This is a genomic window from Acaryochloris sp. IP29b_bin.148 (assembly GCF_028285565.1).
GTDB lineage: Bacteria > Cyanobacteriota > Cyanobacteriia > Thermosynechococcales > Thermosynechococcaceae > Acaryochloris.
Window position 1 is genome coordinate 1 of sequence record NZ_JANQOY010000238.1, and the last position, 14,003, is coordinate 14,003.

Annotated in this window: 15 protein-coding genes and 1 other RNA gene; 8 read left to right on the forward strand and 8 right to left on the reverse strand. The window is 46.2% G+C overall.

Annotated elements, in window-relative coordinates; all coding sequences use genetic code 11:
- Nucleotides 1–119: a transfer-messenger RNA gene (gene ssrA / locus Q0986_RS21315) on the reverse strand; the annotation flags it as partial.
- Between the two features lie 38 nt (nucleotides 120–157).
- Nucleotides 158–394 carry a type II toxin-antitoxin system HicB family antitoxin gene (locus tag Q0986_RS21320; RefSeq protein ID WP_299415549.1) on the reverse strand — a complete coding sequence of 79 codons (237 nt, stop codon included), beginning with the start codon at nucleotides 392–394 and terminating at the stop codon, nucleotides 158–160.
- Between the two features lie 112 nt (nucleotides 395–506).
- Here Q0986_RS21320 and Q0986_RS21325 point away from each other — a divergent pair, with 112 nt between their 5' ends.
- From Q0986_RS21325 to moeB, 6 genes are all read left to right on the forward strand, one after another.
- Entirely contained in the window at nucleotides 507–863 is a 357-nt protein-coding gene (locus Q0986_RS21325; RefSeq protein ID WP_299415552.1) for a rhodanese-like domain-containing protein, read from the forward strand.
- A gap of 32 nt (nucleotides 864–895) precedes the next feature.
- On the forward strand, nucleotides 896–2,002 hold the full coding sequence (gene hrcA / locus Q0986_RS21330; RefSeq protein WP_299415555.1) for a heat-inducible transcriptional repressor HrcA: 1,107 nt from the start codon (nucleotides 896–898) through the stop codon (nucleotides 2,000–2,002).
- A 516-nt stretch (nucleotides 2,003–2,518) separates the two neighbouring features.
- Nucleotides 2,519–3,619 carry a chorismate synthase gene (gene aroC / locus Q0986_RS21335; protein ID WP_299415559.1) on the forward strand — a complete coding sequence of 367 codons (1,101 nt, stop codon included), beginning with the start codon at nucleotides 2,519–2,521 and terminating at the stop codon, nucleotides 3,617–3,619.
- Between the two features lie 9 nt (nucleotides 3,620–3,628).
- Complete coding sequence (locus tag Q0986_RS21340) at nucleotides 3,629–4,294, forward strand: histidine phosphatase family protein (protein WP_299415564.1); 666 nt, start codon at nucleotides 3,629–3,631, stop codon at nucleotides 4,292–4,294.
- A gap of 84 nt (nucleotides 4,295–4,378) precedes the next feature.
- Nucleotides 4,379–4,876, forward strand: a complete 498-nt coding sequence (locus tag Q0986_RS21345) for a M67 family metallopeptidase (protein WP_299415568.1) — start codon at nucleotides 4,379–4,381, stop codon at nucleotides 4,874–4,876.
- 35 nt (nucleotides 4,877–4,911) lie between these two features.
- Nucleotides 4,912–6,084, forward strand: a complete 1,173-nt coding sequence (gene moeB, locus Q0986_RS21350; RefSeq protein WP_299415572.1) for a molybdopterin-synthase adenylyltransferase MoeB — start codon at nucleotides 4,912–4,914, stop codon at nucleotides 6,082–6,084.
- Nucleotides 6,085–6,394: 310 nt separating this feature from the next.
- On the opposite strand, the gene Q0986_RS21355 is transcribed toward moeB, so the two are convergent.
- The 3 genes from Q0986_RS21355 to Q0986_RS21365 form a co-directional block, all read right to left on the reverse strand.
- Nucleotides 6,395–6,811 carry a pentapeptide repeat-containing protein gene (locus tag Q0986_RS21355; RefSeq protein ID WP_299415577.1) on the reverse strand — a complete coding sequence of 139 codons (417 nt, stop codon included), beginning with the start codon at nucleotides 6,809–6,811 and terminating at the stop codon, nucleotides 6,395–6,397.
- Nucleotides 6,812–7,127: 316 nt separating this feature from the next.
- On the reverse strand, nucleotides 7,128–7,757 hold the full coding sequence (locus tag Q0986_RS21360; RefSeq protein ID WP_299415581.1) for a response regulator transcription factor: 630 nt from the start codon (nucleotides 7,755–7,757) through the stop codon (nucleotides 7,128–7,130).
- Between the two features lie 2 nt (nucleotides 7,758–7,759).
- Complete coding sequence (locus Q0986_RS21365) at nucleotides 7,760–9,034, reverse strand: sensor histidine kinase (protein WP_299415585.1); 1,275 nt, start codon at nucleotides 9,032–9,034, stop codon at nucleotides 7,760–7,762.
- A 370-nt stretch (nucleotides 9,035–9,404) separates the two neighbouring features.
- Between Q0986_RS21365 and Q0986_RS21370 the strand changes: the two genes are divergently transcribed.
- On the forward strand, nucleotides 9,405–9,926 hold the full coding sequence (locus Q0986_RS21370) for a Spy/CpxP family protein refolding chaperone (RefSeq protein ID WP_299415590.1): 522 nt from the start codon (nucleotides 9,405–9,407) through the stop codon (nucleotides 9,924–9,926).
- Nucleotides 9,927–10,051: 125 nt separating this feature from the next.
- On the opposite strand, the gene Q0986_RS21375 is transcribed toward Q0986_RS21370, so the two are convergent.
- From Q0986_RS21375 to Q0986_RS21385, 3 genes are all read right to left on the reverse strand, one after another.
- Nucleotides 10,052–11,137, reverse strand: coding sequence for a glycosyltransferase (locus Q0986_RS21375; protein ID WP_299415593.1), 1,086 nt, complete (start codon nucleotides 11,135–11,137; stop codon nucleotides 10,052–10,054).
- 19 nt (nucleotides 11,138–11,156) lie between these two features.
- The gene (locus Q0986_RS21380) at nucleotides 11,157–12,488 is read right to left on the reverse strand and encodes a hypothetical protein (RefSeq protein WP_299415597.1); all 1,332 of its coding nucleotides are present in this window, start codon (nucleotides 12,486–12,488) and stop codon (nucleotides 11,157–11,159) included.
- A gap of 182 nt (nucleotides 12,489–12,670) precedes the next feature.
- Nucleotides 12,671–12,943, reverse strand: a complete 273-nt coding sequence (locus Q0986_RS21385) for a hypothetical protein (RefSeq protein WP_299415601.1) — start codon at nucleotides 12,941–12,943, stop codon at nucleotides 12,671–12,673.
- 829 nt (nucleotides 12,944–13,772) lie between these two features.
- On the opposite strand from Q0986_RS21385, the gene Q0986_RS21390 reads away from it, so the two are divergent.
- Nucleotides 13,773–14,003: hypothetical protein (locus Q0986_RS21390; RefSeq protein WP_299415603.1), on the forward strand; the 231-nt coding region annotated here is incomplete at its 3' end.

Genomic DNA, 14,003 nt, shown 5'->3' on the forward strand with positions numbered 1-14,003 from the left:
AAAGATACGATGTTGTTCGCATGTACGATGTTTTGAGCCTTTTATTTGCGAGAGACGACTCACTCTCGGCCTGAATCATGAGGCTACGTTTGCTAAAACGTCGAAACCGTTACAGCCCCAAGTTTCTAATTCATCTATTATAGTTCGTTGACGGAGATTACATCATTTCTTTAACGGGCAGATGAATCCCATCTACTTCTGGAACGGGCAATTGGCGGGTCATACGTGAAAAAATCCATTCCTCTAACGCCTCCACCAGATCATGCCGACATTGCTCCAGGGTATCGGCTTGAGCAGTCACATTTTCAAACCCTGGAATTTCGCCATAGGTACAGCCATCAGCCAAGGCAGTGTAAGTCGCTCGCAACATTACTGCGCGAATGTAGTTAGTCAAGATGGATTCCACGTTCGACAATGCGTATGACAGAATAGGTCATAACTAGATTAATCAATTTTGAAGATTCCTGTTATCCATTCCTAATCTTGATGCCATCGATCGTTCAATTATGTTTTCACCCGATTTTTCTAGTCTTCCCGAAGTTGACGTTGAAACGCTAGCCGCTCATTTGCAAAGTGGGTCTTCAAGCATCCAATTGTTGGATGTAAGAGAACCACAAGAGATTACGGTTGCTCATCTTGAATCTTTCCAGAACTTACCGCTGAGTGAGTTCCCTGAATGGTCGGCAACGGTGAGTGAACAACTGGATAGTGATTGCGAAACTTGGGTGATGTGTCATCATGGGATGCGATCGGCTCAAGTCTGTCTATGGTTAAGTCAGAATGGGTTTACGAATGTCAAGAATATTAGTGGGGGAATCGATGCCTATTCTCTGAAAATCGATTCGAGTATTCCTCGCTATTAATTCCTGCGATCGCACATTTTTGCCTAAGTCCTATGGACCTCAGCCTCACCCACCGCCAACAACAAGTGCTTCGGGCAACCGTCGATCACTATATTGCTACAGCAGAACCTGTAGGGTCCAAGGCTCTGGCGCGGGAATACCAACTCAGCATTAGCCCTGCCACAATTCGCAACGTCATGGGCGCACTGGAGCAGGTGGGTTTATTATTTCAACCCCATACCTCAGCTGGGCGCATTCCATCCGACTTTGGCTATCGTCATTATGTTGATGAGCTAATGATGCCCCCTGAACACTTAATGTCGCAACTCAAGCAGTCCTTACATCAGCAGTTGCGAGCAGACAGTTGGGTCTTTGAAGTGTTGCTGCAAGATGCCGCTCAAATTTTAGCAACGCTCAGTGGTTGTGTGGCTCTGATTACCTTGCCTCAGGCCGCCGCCTCCACCATTCGCCATCTTCACCTGGTTCAGGTTGAACCTCATCGGGTGATGCTGATCCTAGTCACCGATGCCTATGAAACCCAGTCTGTGGTCATGGAGCTACCCTCTTCCACCTGGAATGAATCCGATCCAGAGCGCATCGAGCAGGAACTGAAGATTTTGTCTAATTTTTTGAATCACCAATTCGATGGACGCTCCATGCAAGATTTAGTGGCCTTGAATCAGTGTGAGTTAGATCGTGAATTTCAGAAATACGCCGATTTTTTAAAGAAACTGCTGTCGGACTTGACGCAGCGATGCCACACCTTTGGCCCCAAAAATATTTTAGTGGGAGGGTTAGCGGAAGTTCTCCGACAGCCAGAATTTTCGGAGTTGCAGCAGGCTCAAACGCTTATTCATTTGCTAGAAGAGGGCCAAGATCGATTATGGCCTCTGATTCACGAATGGACTGCAAGTGATAACACTCAGCATGCATTAAAGCCCACAGCCCAGCGGAAAAAGGTGAACGTGCGAATTGGCTCAGAGAACTTGCTGGAATCGATTCATGCCTACACCCTGATCTCTTCAACCTACGAGAAGAACAGAACTCCCATTGGCAGCGTTGGCATTTTAGGTCCTACCCGTATGGCCTACGAGAAAATCATTGCCCTCGTCACCGTTACGGCAGAATACTTATCCAACTGTCTGACCCAAGCCGCTTAAGTTTTATTTTATTTCCGAGAATAAATCTGACTTTGAGTCAGGCAAGGTCAGAGCGCTAAACTGACTTTTTTCTGGATTCTTCTGACTTTTTCTGCCTGGTCATTCTTAAGATGTGATGGCTATATTGGTATGCATTGGGATTTGATATTTGGATTCAAGAGGAAGTTACTTCCGTAAAACGTTGGAATAAAGGTTGAGGAAAAAGTCTATGCATCAAATCAGTGAGATGTCGGCAAGTTCTAATGCCTTATCATCAGATTTAATTAAGCAGTGGCTAACTGAGCTGACTAGCTATACGCCCAAGCAAGTGGATACTGCTGTCGCTCAAATCGAGCAACAGCGAGCGTCAAAAGCTCCAAATTGCTAATTTATTTCATTCCAGCCATAACCAACACTCTTGAATAGAGGGAGAATAAAGTTCTCCCTCTATTTTTCTATCTAGTCGCTAAGGCTCTGAGTTAATGAGATAGTGATAAAGGCCACTCGGCCTATCTTTGCTGCAGTCAGATCACAAGTATGGGAAATACCTTTGGACATCTATTTCGGATTACAACCTTTGGTGAATCCCACGGTGGTGGCGTCGGCGTCGTGATCGATGGTTGTCCCCCTCAGATTGAACTGACCGAACAAGACCTTCAAGTTGAGCTAGATCGACGTCGGCCGGGACAAAGTCGCATTACAACCCCGCGCAAAGAAACGGATACCTGTGAAATTGTCTCCGGTTTATTTCAGGGAAAAACCCTAGGCACACCGATTACCGTCTTAGTCCGCAATAAAGATACGCGTCCCCAGGACTATAGCGAGATGGCTCAGGTGTATCGTCCCTCCCATGCCGATGCCACCTATGATGCCAAGTATGGTATACGCAATTGGCAGGGAGGCGGACGCTCTTCTGCCCGAGAAACCATTGGTCGGGTGGCGGCAGGAGCCATTGCCAAGAAGATATTGCAGCAGGTCGCAGGGGTTGAGGTGATTGGCTACGTCAAACGGATCAAGGATTTAGAAGCAGAGATCGATCCCAACCAGGTGACCTTAGCCCAAGTGGAAGCCAATATGGTGCGCTGCCCCAATCCCGAGGCTGCTGAACGGATGATTGATTTAATTGATCAAACCCGTCGAGATGCCAATTCGATTGGGGGAGTCGTGGAGTGTGTAGCTCGCCAAGTCCCTGTCGGCCTGGGAATGCCCGTCTTCGATAAATTGGAAGCGGAACTCGCCAAGGCGGTGATGTCTCTGCCTGCCTGCAAGGGCTTTGAAATCGGCTCTGGTTTTGCCGGCACCTTATTAACAGGCCTGGAACATAACGATGAGTTCTATACAGACGAACAAGGCCGTATCCGTACTGTCACCAACCGCTCTGGCGGGATTCAAGGCGGGATTTCTAATGGCGAAGCTATCGTGCTGCGGGCGGCCTTTAAACCTACAGCAACCATTGGCAAGCCCCAAAAGACGGTCAATCAGGCGGGGGAAGCGACAACCCTGGCCGCGAAAGGACGCCATGATCCTTGTGTTCTGCCCAGAGCCGTACCCATGGTTGAAGCCATGGTAGCGTTAGTCTTATGCGATCATTTGCTCCGCCATCATGCTCAATGTCGATTATTGGCGGATCAGTCCTGATGCGTAACCATGAAGATTCTCTTGATTCGCCATGCTGAATCCTTAGGCAACCGCCAACAGCAAATGAGCGGGCAGTTGAATGATCCCCTTTCTCCCCACGGCGTGCTCCAAGCTCAGGTGTTGGCTCAGTATTTGTCCCAAAGCTGGCTGCCGACTCATCTCTACAGCAGCCCCTTGAGTCGAGCCATGGCCACCGCAGACTTACTGATGGCCGCCCATTTAACGCTAGAGGATCCCTTGATCGTTGAACGGGCCGAGGCGCTCATGGAAATCCACAATGGCATTTTTCAGGGGTTAACGTGGCTAGAGGCAGAACAGCAATATCCGCAGCTATGCCAGCAATTAATGACTAGCACTGATTGGATCCCTATTCCCGAAGGAGAAACCTGGCAGGACTGTTGCGATCGCACTCAAAATTTTTTGCAGACCCTTTACCAGTCTCATGCCCAGACGGATCAAATCTGGATCGTGACCCACGGGGGTATTTTGCAATACCTGATTGCGGCGATCCTCGGCACACCCGTTATTTGGAATATCTCAATCAAAAATACGGCCCTATTTGAATTTGAGTTAAACTCCGCCCCCCCCGATCCCTCTTGTTCTCAACGGTGCCGCATCCTCCGCTTTAATCAGCGGCCTCATCTAGGTGGTGATCACTCTCTGGAGGCCGACTGACTGCTGCACCGCTGCTGCGATAGAGGGGGTTTCTTAGCAACCTATCATGGAACTCTCAGAAACAATGGGTTAAATAAGAGCACAATGCTCAGCTTGCAAACTTGTCATCTAGAACAAATTCAAATCCAAGCCCAGACCTGTTACCCCGAGGAATGTTGTGGGTTAATGCTTGGCACAATAGTGGAACAAGACGGGCAATTACACAAAAAACTCTTAGAGCTGTATGCAGTGGATAATGCTTGGGACTCAGCGCCCCGCAATCCGGAGGAGGCCGATTTGCCCTTGACAGCCACCCGTCGGTATTGGATTGCCCCTCAAGATTTATTTAAGGCGCAGCAATACGCACGAACCCAGGGGTGGGATATTATGGGGGTCTACCACTCACATCCCAATCATGAAGCCGTTCCCTCTGAATGCGATCTCAAATGGGCTTGGCCTCAGTATTCCTATGTGATTGTTGCCGTTAACCCCGGTGTACCCCACGACTTTCGCAGTTGGATACTGGATGGTCAGCAGTTTCGATCCGAAGAAGTAACGATTTTAAACTCTGCGATCGCACCCACCCTTGAAACAGATATTTAGATTATTCCTACATCTTGACCTTAAGGATGTCCGTCATGCTTAATCCTAATTTGGACCAGATTCAGCTCAACAAAGAAGAATATGAGCGGTTCTCGCGTCACCTTATTTTGCCGGAAGTCGGCCTTGAGGGACAAAAGCGCCTCAAAGCTGCCAGTATCCTCTGTGTGGGCACGGGTGGCTTAGGGTCGCCGTTATTACTGTATTTAGCGGCAGCAGGCGTGGGCCGCTTGGGCATTGTCGATGCCGATGTGGTCGATAGCTCCAACCTCCAGCGCCAAGTGATTCACGGCACCTCTTGGGTGGGTAAGCCCAAGATCGAGTCCGCTAAAAATCGAATTCAAGAAATCAATCCCCTCTGCCAGGTAGATTTATATAACACTTGGCTGACCTCGGAAAATGCCCTAGAGATTGCTGAGCCCTACGACATTATTATTGACGGCACGGATAATTTTCCCACCCGCTATTTGGTCAATGATGCCTGTGTGTTGCTCAATAAGCCCAATGTATACGGGTCCATCTATCGCTTTGAAGGTCAGGCCACGGTCTTTAACTATGAAGGCGGCCCCAACTATCGAGACTTATATCCTGAGCCTCCCCCACCCGGTTTAGTTCCCTCCTGCGCCGAAGGTGGCGTGTTAGGCATCCTACCCGGAATTATTGGTATTATTCAGGCCACAGAAGCCGTTAAAATTATTTTGGGCCAAGGAACGACCCTGAGCGGGCGATTACTGCTCTTTAACGCCCTAGATATGAAGTTTAGGGAGTTAAAACTCCGACCGAATCCTGAGCGTCCCGTGATTGAGAAGCTGGTGGATTATCAGGAGTTCTGTGGCATTCCCCAAGCCCAAGCAGCTGAAGCGGAGAAGCAAGCCAATATGGAAGAAATGACGGTTCAAGACCTCAAACAACTGCTCGATAGCGGTGCGAAGGATTTTGTGCTCTTGGATGTGCGCAATCCCCATGAATATGAAATTGCTCGGATTCCTGGCTCGGTGTTGATCCCCTTGTCGGAGATTGAAAGTGGCGAAGCCCTACCCAAGGTGAAGGAGTTGCTGAATGGTCATCGTTTGATTGCCCATTGCAAGATGGGAGGGCGGTCGGCGAAAGCCCTCGGTTTCTTACAAGAAGCTGGCATTTCAGGCACCAATGTTAAAGGGGGCATTACGGCCTGGAGTCGTGAGATTGATCCTTCTATACCTGAATATTAATTTAGGTATAAGGTCTAGGTGTGATACACTCCCACGACTGTTAGCGAAGCTCCTCTTTTGGCAGCAGTTGTGGGATTTGGGACTTAAGCAGCGATCGCCGTTTGAGACGGTCTAATATCGCCTACTCCCTGAGTCAGAGAACCTACCTCTTGAAACTTCGGCATCGCTCAGATTCAACTCTGAGTAATGCCGATGAGTTCATTTAATAGCTCATTGACTCGATTGAGAACTTTTTTCTTTCTAGCCATGGTGCGGCCTCCTGATATATCTGGATTCTAGACCGCTTACACAAAACTCTGATCAGTCTCAATCAGTCTCGACAGGGTTCTACGATTACACTCCCATCATCCAAGATAGTGTTGTGGTAGTAAGCCCCTTCACTAGTCCAGCTCCCACAGCTTCCACGCATATCAGCTCTTTCCAGGTGAACGTGCAACATTTCAGTACAGTTGAAACGAACATTAGTGAGATCGGCATCGGACAAATTAGCAGCATTCACGAAGGCATGTTCAAGATTAGCCCCGCTCAGGTTAACTTTACTCAAATTGGAGAAGATCCAGATTCCTTCACTGTTTCTATACCCACTCAAGTCAGCTCCACTCAAGTCAGCTCCACTCAAGTCAGCTCCATGCAGATCAACCCCACGCAAATCAGCTCCACGCAGATCAATCCCACTGAAATCCCTCTCTCCAGCAGCATAACGCTCTAACAATTCTTCAGCAGTCATCACTACAACTCCCAAAACACAACCATTCCTACCTGGCTCTAGTTCCTTCAGGACTCCACTCCATTTAATCTCAACATCAAGATCATCGACGACAACTCGCCTTGCTTGCTGGCGCTAGCCTTAGCCACCCTCACCCAATTCACCAACGGCCACTTTATCCCCTATCCCCCTCATCTGAAAGAACTAGTCCAACAACTGCAACAACATAGGCTCCTCAGCCATTGGAAAAGGCAAGCCGATTGATCCCATCCTAGGAGGGGTGCCCAACGGGCGGGGTGGGTTTGTCTCAAAGAGGAGAGAAATTAAAGTCCGACCCCTAGCGATGATGCAGGCTAGTAGCCAGGATGGCGGCTTGAGTGCGATCGCGCACATCCAACCGCTTCAAAATACTATTGACGTGGTTTTTGACCGTCCGCTCCGAAATAAACAGGGCCTCCGCAATTTCTCGATTGCTCTGGCCTGCCGCAATTAAGGCCAGCACCTCCTGCTCTCTGGGGGTTAGCTCCTCTAACTCAGGTGGGCTATCCACCGTCGGGGGAGCAGCCATCATTTTTTCAAACAGCCCTGGTCCTAAATGGGTGTAGCCCTTATGTACAGCTCGAATGGCCTCTGCTAATTCATCAGAGGGCGTATCTTTCAGCAGATACCCCTTTGCGCCTAAGTGCATCGCTTGCGAAACATACTCCTCATCATCAAAGGTCGTCAGCACGAGAATATTAATCTCAGGGGCCTGCTGCCGGATAGCTTGAGTAGCCGCAACCCCATCCATCACAGGCATCCGCATATCCATCAGAATAATATCAGGCTGAAGTTCTAAGGCTCGCTCAACAGCCACTTGGCCATTTTCAGCTTCACCCACAATCTCTAGATCGGGTTTGGTCGTCAATAAACTAGAGAGTCCTTCTCGCACAATCCCCTGATCATCCACTAGCATCACCCGAATCATCGCTATTCTCCCAGCTGAGGAATCTTGATCTGAATATGACAGCCCTTTTTGGGAGCGCTGTCTAACTCGAACAGGCCGCCTAAGGCTTCTGTTCGTTCCTGCATCCCTTGGAGGCCAAAGCCTGTGGTGTTCTGTTCGGGCAAAAACCCCTTGCCATTGTCAGCAATGCTGAGGATCAGTCCCTTCTCCTGCTCCATCACCTCCACCGTCACCTGCGTCGCGTCGCTATGTTTAGACGCGTTGGTTAACGCCTCTTGTACCAGACGATAGATCGCAGCGGTTATTTCCTTGGCCACAGGCGTTTCTAGACGAATCGCAAGTTTAACCTGAATTGATGTGGTCCGCTCAAAGTCCTGGGTCAGTTTCGTTAAAGCTTGAGACAAGGATAGCCCTTGTAGCGGATGATGCCGAAGAGCCGCCACCGTTTGCCGGACACTTTGGAGCGCGTCTTTACCTAGCGATCGCGCCTTAGCCAGATGTTCGGACGCTTTATCTCCATCTTGCATGACCCACAACGCCACATTCTCCAGCTGAATACTTTGAGCTGTCAACGCATGGCCTACTGAATCGTGCATTTCTCGGGCAATACGGGTCCGTTCTTGCAGCGTTGCCTGATTCTCAATCATCAAGGCATATTGCCGCAGCCGATGGTTCGCGGCAGCCAGTTCAGCACGACTGCGATGTTCAGTTAAGAGTGCTCCAACCATCAATAAGACAAAGACTAAAACTAACCCAAATAAAAGAGCGCTCCTTAACTGTAGACTCGCCAACAATTCCTGAGATAAACCACGACCTCGCCAGGGAGGCGGCGGTCCCAACCTTCGAGATACTCCTAGTGGATGAATACGCTGCACGCCTGTCATCAAGCGGATTAGAAAAGAGCCATAAGCAACCGCAGCTACCAGTAATCGCTGTTTCCACGGAAATAATAGACAAGCCCGAATCACCACAATCAGCAGCATCGGGATAAAGTACTCGCGGAAGCGGCCTCCCATCAGCACTGTTGACCAACAAAGCCCTAATCCTATACAGGTGTATAACCATTGCAGGATTCGAGAACGGCTGATCGGCAGTTTCAACCCTAAACCGCCAAGGAACATAATACTGAAAAAGACTCCGAACGGAAATTTGATACCTCCTCCTGGACTCACATGTGGCCAGAAAAAGGGATGGCGGGGAAAAGGCACAAACAACGTTAAGAGCGCAATCCCTAATAAAATCCATTCCAAATACAGCAACAGGCGAAAGGGATGGTTGGATCTATAGCGCCGAGGCATAAGCGGCAAACATTGTTGGAAATAAAGTAGGCATCCAGAACTAAATTATCGTGAAAAGCTGCTGAAACAATCTGAATCCTGCGCTTCACAATGTAATTTTCACCACATAGGCACTGATGTAGCCAAGCTGTATTGCCCTAGCGTTTCTCCACTATAAGTTACTCCTTGCCCTCTTCAACAGGATCTCCATTCCCAAACCTCTATAGGACTTTGGTACTAGCTCACTTCAGTCCTTTAGGCTCAGTCAATTTGGGAGCTGCGATCCTATCGGGGATCGCAGTCATCTTTCTATGATGAATAGGTAGGAAACAGCTGCTTATCTTCCTCCAACTGCTGTGCCTGACACACTACATCTAGAGGTCTTTGAAATATGAAATTCCGTCCGGTTTATTTATTCGCAGCCTTACCCTTGCTACTCCCTGTCGGGAGTGTTTTGACTGCTGGTGCAGAATCCTTATTTCCAAGCTATGTTGTTGCTCAGGAAAACAGTGAAACAGAACAACCAGGTAAAGAGGAGAAACGGCAACAACGCCGGGAGCAGTTTCGTCAAGAATTGAATTTAACGCCAGAACAGACTGAACAGATTGATCAGATTCGAGAACAAGGTAGCCAGGCCAAAGAAGCAACGCGAGAAGAATTCCGCGCTGCTAGAGAAAAAATGCAAACTTTGATGGCCAGCGATGCTTCTGACGATGAATTGAGGGCACAACATCAAGTCTTGCAAGATTTGCACCAACAGATGGGAGACGCTCGATTTGAAAATAAGCTCCAGATCCGTCAAGTGTTAACCCCTGAGCAGCGCGCAAAAATGGCAGAGTTGAAAAAGCAAAGACAGGGAAAACGGGGACGTGGCCGCAGACATCACTCGCAAGACAGTCAAGTAGAACAATAATTCCCTGCTTCAGTGACAGGAAGAAACAACAAACGACCAAGCCCCAATCTATTCAAGATTGGGGCTTAGTGTGCAAAATTCTAGAGGCTGATAGGTAGACTATCCTATTGATTAGCTGCTTATTCCTATAAAGTTGATGCTGTGTGACAAATACGGTCATACAGATTAGACATATTAACCACACAATCGTGCCATTCATAGTTCTCACAGACAAATTGGCGACCTCTCAACCCGAATTCTCGACGGAGAGCAGGCTGTTGAATCAATACAGTTAGCTTCTGGATTAAAGCATTCACATCATCAGGATCTACCAGAAACCCAGTGGATTCATTAACAACGACCTCAGGTAAACCACCCACATCACTCGCAATAACAGGCACAGTACAGGATGATGCTTCTAGGGCAGCCACCCCAAACGATTCCTGATAGGAAGGAACCACAAAGATATCGATTTGCGATAGATACTGTGGAACTAAATCATGAGGAACAGAAGAAAGAATAGTTGCCCTATTCGATAATTCGGCCTGTTGAATCATGCTATTTAATAGGTCATATTGGCTACCACTTCCGATAATTAGCAATCGTAGTTTTGAATATCTAGCAGATAAGCTTATAAATGCTTGAACAAGTTTAGTCATGCCATAGATGGGTTCAAGCGATTTAATGGAACCCATCACTAAATCACCATCACTTGACTGATTAAGAGGTGACGAAGATTTAAAGTAGTTAGTGTTCACCCCAAATGGCGTGATATGAATTTCTTTATTCTTTAAATATTTGTGCGTTTCTTGTGCCATCACATGACTCGTTGAAGCGACATAATCAGCGCAGTTTAAATTGGCAGTTAGTAGATGCTGGTGTAGTATTGATTTTTTTGGGAAATCGAAAATATCTGATCCCCAAACAGAAATTAAAAATGGATGATAGTTACATCGTCTTCCTAAAAAACCATACCCACTTGCATAGTGAGCATGGAGGATATCAGGCTTTAAACGATGTACTACTGAATTGATTCTAGATAGGCATCCAAGGTAGCACGATATACGATTGAACTTTGGATAAAAATCATCAATCACATTAGCAACTTTAATAGCACCCGCAGGAGTGGTATTGGGGGATACCAAGATCACTTCATGACCGATGTCTGATAAGGAATTGACCCAGCGTTGGGTATGGATACTAGCTCCATTAGCTATAAAGCAAATTCGCATACAGTAGTGCTTGTTTGGTTTAAGCAGAAGATTTAATGGTCTTTCTTAGCGAGAACATAGAGGGGTTTCTGCGGGCATTCTTCTGCAATACCTTTTGATTGACTGATATGGCAATGCCAATCCAAATCAGGTAAGTGAATTGTGTAACGGCAGTTGCTTGACCGTAGTAACCATTAAAGCCTGCCAGGAATGCGCCAATTGCCATTCCATTCACGGCACTCAGAGTCGCAATTTCTTTTTTGGGTACTGTTGCCAAGCTGAGTAAGGGCTGAACGACACCACCTACAACCATACATAAATAGAACGGAAGTGCCACGATAAATCCAAATGCTGCTATATGAAGTGCATACCCATACTCAGTATTAGCCGCCCCATCAACTTGGCTAGCCCCGTCTTTAACAATGCTTATACCTGCCCCCACTAAAGGATTCTGAAGTGCTGTATCAATTAAATAAGCGCTTAAAACAACCCTGGTTTTCTCCAAGGTAATGCTACCACTAGGATCAACAAATCCAAACTGATCTAAAATCGGCATAGAACTCATCCAAGTTAGAACAGTCGAAAGATTAAACAATAAAAATATAGTGACAAATGCTCCCCAAATTAACAGTATAGCTCTAAGATATGATTTAAATTTTGCAGCAATCAAAACAAATATTAAAGCGGCTGTCTGTATAAGAAAGCTACGTGTACTGGAATATAGTAGTAGTAAAACACTCACAAAAAAGGATCCAAAGAAAAGAATTTTTCCCCTATCAGTTCTAATCTTCTTCCCTTGAATCAATAATATTGCAGATACCACCATAGAGACTGGATCGACGACACCAAATACTTGTGTCCATAGCCTATTTGACCTGCCCACTGATAGGCTAGATATACTAGAAACTAAACCAACATTTGTAATTATAGAAATTAAAGATATAAAAGTGCCGAATAAAAGCAATACTTTAGCAAAGCGATATATTGCTTTGGGTTCGAAGCCAATACAAGCACCAACCATGAGGCCACACCATACGGAAGTAGCCGTCACAATTGATCTAGATAGTTCTATTAATAGGTTCGCTCTAAAAAAGCTCACTGCTAGAACACCCAAAAAGTAAAGTGAAGAAAAGACCAGTAAGAATTTAGAAACAGGCAGACCAAGCTTAAGAAATCTTCGGACAAGAACTGCTGAGAAAGCCATTACTAAAGCAGTGAAATAGTTAGCTATTGGCGTGGTTCCAGTGGATTCCACCTGACCATTCCAAACGACCATAATCGTTCCAGATATAAGCAATAATATAAACCATATATTAAGGGCTTTATATAATTTATACAGACGCTTTTTATGGGGAGAGTTAATATTTTCCATGACTTCTAGAGCAATAGACCCAAAGACTCAATTAAAATACCAGAGAGATCGTTTACTCAATCTCTATTTCTCAAGCTGTGCTCAACCCAAAAATGTCTTGATCTATTCTTGATGCTGGCCATGCTTACTCTAACCGATCTGCTTGAAGATGCTAAAACTTATCCAATGGCCCGTCAATTCTACTAGGCTGAAAAACATGTCAAGTCTCCAACGCCTGTGGTAATACCGCACTCGGGCAAATAGCCATTGCACACGATGCCTTGATGGCCTGATTCGGTTTTGAGATCCTGGTATTGAGCTAAAACTTCAACGGTTTGAGCAATCATTGGGCGGGCACCTTGGCGCACCAGGTCACTGAAGGCATCGCTCAAGGTTGCATTGCCCAGTGGTGTTTTGAACTCAACTAGATTATCTTGAGTGATGGTGTATTCGCTCTGTAAGTTTGCTGTGAACATCCACTCTGACCTGTATGGATACTGTCTCGAATAGAGTTCCAGGCTCCTGCTGACTGCTATATCAACGTGTTTCCCAGTTTTAGTGACTCTCGAAGCGGAACAGGGGTGATCATGCTATCGGCTCAAGTAACTTAATCAGGCATATTTTGCAAAGCTGCTTCAAGTTAACCAGAGGTCATTCAAAAGCACTGGCAATCCGTGAGCAGTAGTATTGTCATGAGAAATCTGAGTACACAAGAACCTTGGCTTCAGATTTTCTCCCAAGAACTTAAAACAGTCTTGCCAATATTTGTACGAGTTCTCAGGATTGTAGCGCTCTAGCGTTGAGAGAAGCACAATGATCTTTTCAGCTTACTACCAAGGTTGTAGGTAGATAAGTGGCTATTAGACTTTAGAAAATTTTCAGTTTCTCAACAATTGTAGCAAGCACTAGAGGAAATAAATTTTTTTCTACGGTCGCAGTATTCTGATATAGTGTCCGTGAATTAAATGGGTAATTCTTATTGTAAATTCCTAATGTATGAGCGTAATACAACATAAATGTATTCACCGATACATGGATGTATTCATTAATACATGAATACGTGAATTACTGCTCAATTTGCATACTAGTCTGACAAGCAAAAAGTGTTAAATACATTTGTTCCTTAACATAGTCTCTAGTGAAATAAGGAATTTACAATAAATATTCTTATCTTTAAGTTTGGAAATATTCTCATTCCAATCTGTGGATAAGGCTTGGGGGATCATTTCTGACGCGAAATCAATATTCTTAGGGCTTATCGAAACAAAGATAATGCCCAGGTATTTTACTGGAAATTTAATGATTATGGATAGCACAGTAAATAACAAGTTTTTCTTTAGTAGTCTTGGTGTTGAACCTATCGAGAACCCCAACATTCCTGCAGATACCAATGATGGTGATGATATTGCCAAGCTAGACTTTGGTGCTGAGTATGTGGACCCTGATGGGCTAGGAACTAGAACCTTTAGAGGTACAGATAAAGCGGATACATTTCGGGCAGAAGCTTTACTCAATGCCACTCCAGAGGTTGTGGCC

Excerpts from the sequence above, each read along its gene's own strand:
- Q0986_RS21355 (WP_299415577.1), bottom strand. The coding sequence starts at position 6,811 with ATGACTGCTGAAGAATTGTTAGAGCGTTATGCTGCTGGAGAGAGGGAT.
- Q0986_RS21345 (WP_299415568.1), top strand. The coding sequence starts at position 4,379 with ATGCTCAGCTTGCAAACTTGTCATCTAGAACAAATTCAAATCCAAGCC.
- Q0986_RS21340 (WP_299415564.1), top strand. The coding sequence starts at position 3,629 with ATGAAGATTCTCTTGATTCGCCATGCTGAATCCTTAGGCAACCGCCAA.
- Q0986_RS21325 (WP_299415552.1), top strand. The coding sequence starts at position 507 with ATGTTTTCACCCGATTTTTCTAGTCTTCCCGAAGTTGACGTTGAAACG.
- Q0986_RS21385 (WP_299415601.1), bottom strand. The coding sequence starts at position 12,943 with ATGTTCACAGCAAACTTACAGAGCGAATACACCATCACTCAAGATAAT.
- Q0986_RS21365 (WP_299415585.1), bottom strand. The coding sequence starts at position 9,034 with ATGCCTCGGCGCTATAGATCCAACCATCCCTTTCGCCTGTTGCTGTAT.
- aroC (WP_299415559.1), top strand. The coding sequence starts at position 2,519 with ATGGGAAATACCTTTGGACATCTATTTCGGATTACAACCTTTGGTGAA.
- Q0986_RS21375 (WP_299415593.1), bottom strand. The coding sequence starts at position 11,137 with ATGCGAATTTGCTTTATAGCTAATGGAGCTAGTATCCATACCCAACGC.
- moeB (WP_299415572.1), top strand. The coding sequence starts at position 4,912 with ATGCTTAATCCTAATTTGGACCAGATTCAGCTCAACAAAGAAGAATAT.
- Q0986_RS21360 (WP_299415581.1), bottom strand. The coding sequence starts at position 7,757 with ATGATTCGGGTGATGCTAGTGGATGATCAGGGGATTGTGCGAGAAGGA.
- Q0986_RS21380 (WP_299415597.1), bottom strand. The coding sequence starts at position 12,488 with ATGGAAAATATTAACTCTCCCCATAAAAAGCGTCTGTATAAATTATAT.
- Q0986_RS21370 (WP_299415590.1), top strand. The coding sequence starts at position 9,405 with ATGAAATTCCGTCCGGTTTATTTATTCGCAGCCTTACCCTTGCTACTC.
- hrcA (WP_299415555.1), top strand. The coding sequence starts at position 896 with ATGGACCTCAGCCTCACCCACCGCCAACAACAAGTGCTTCGGGCAACC.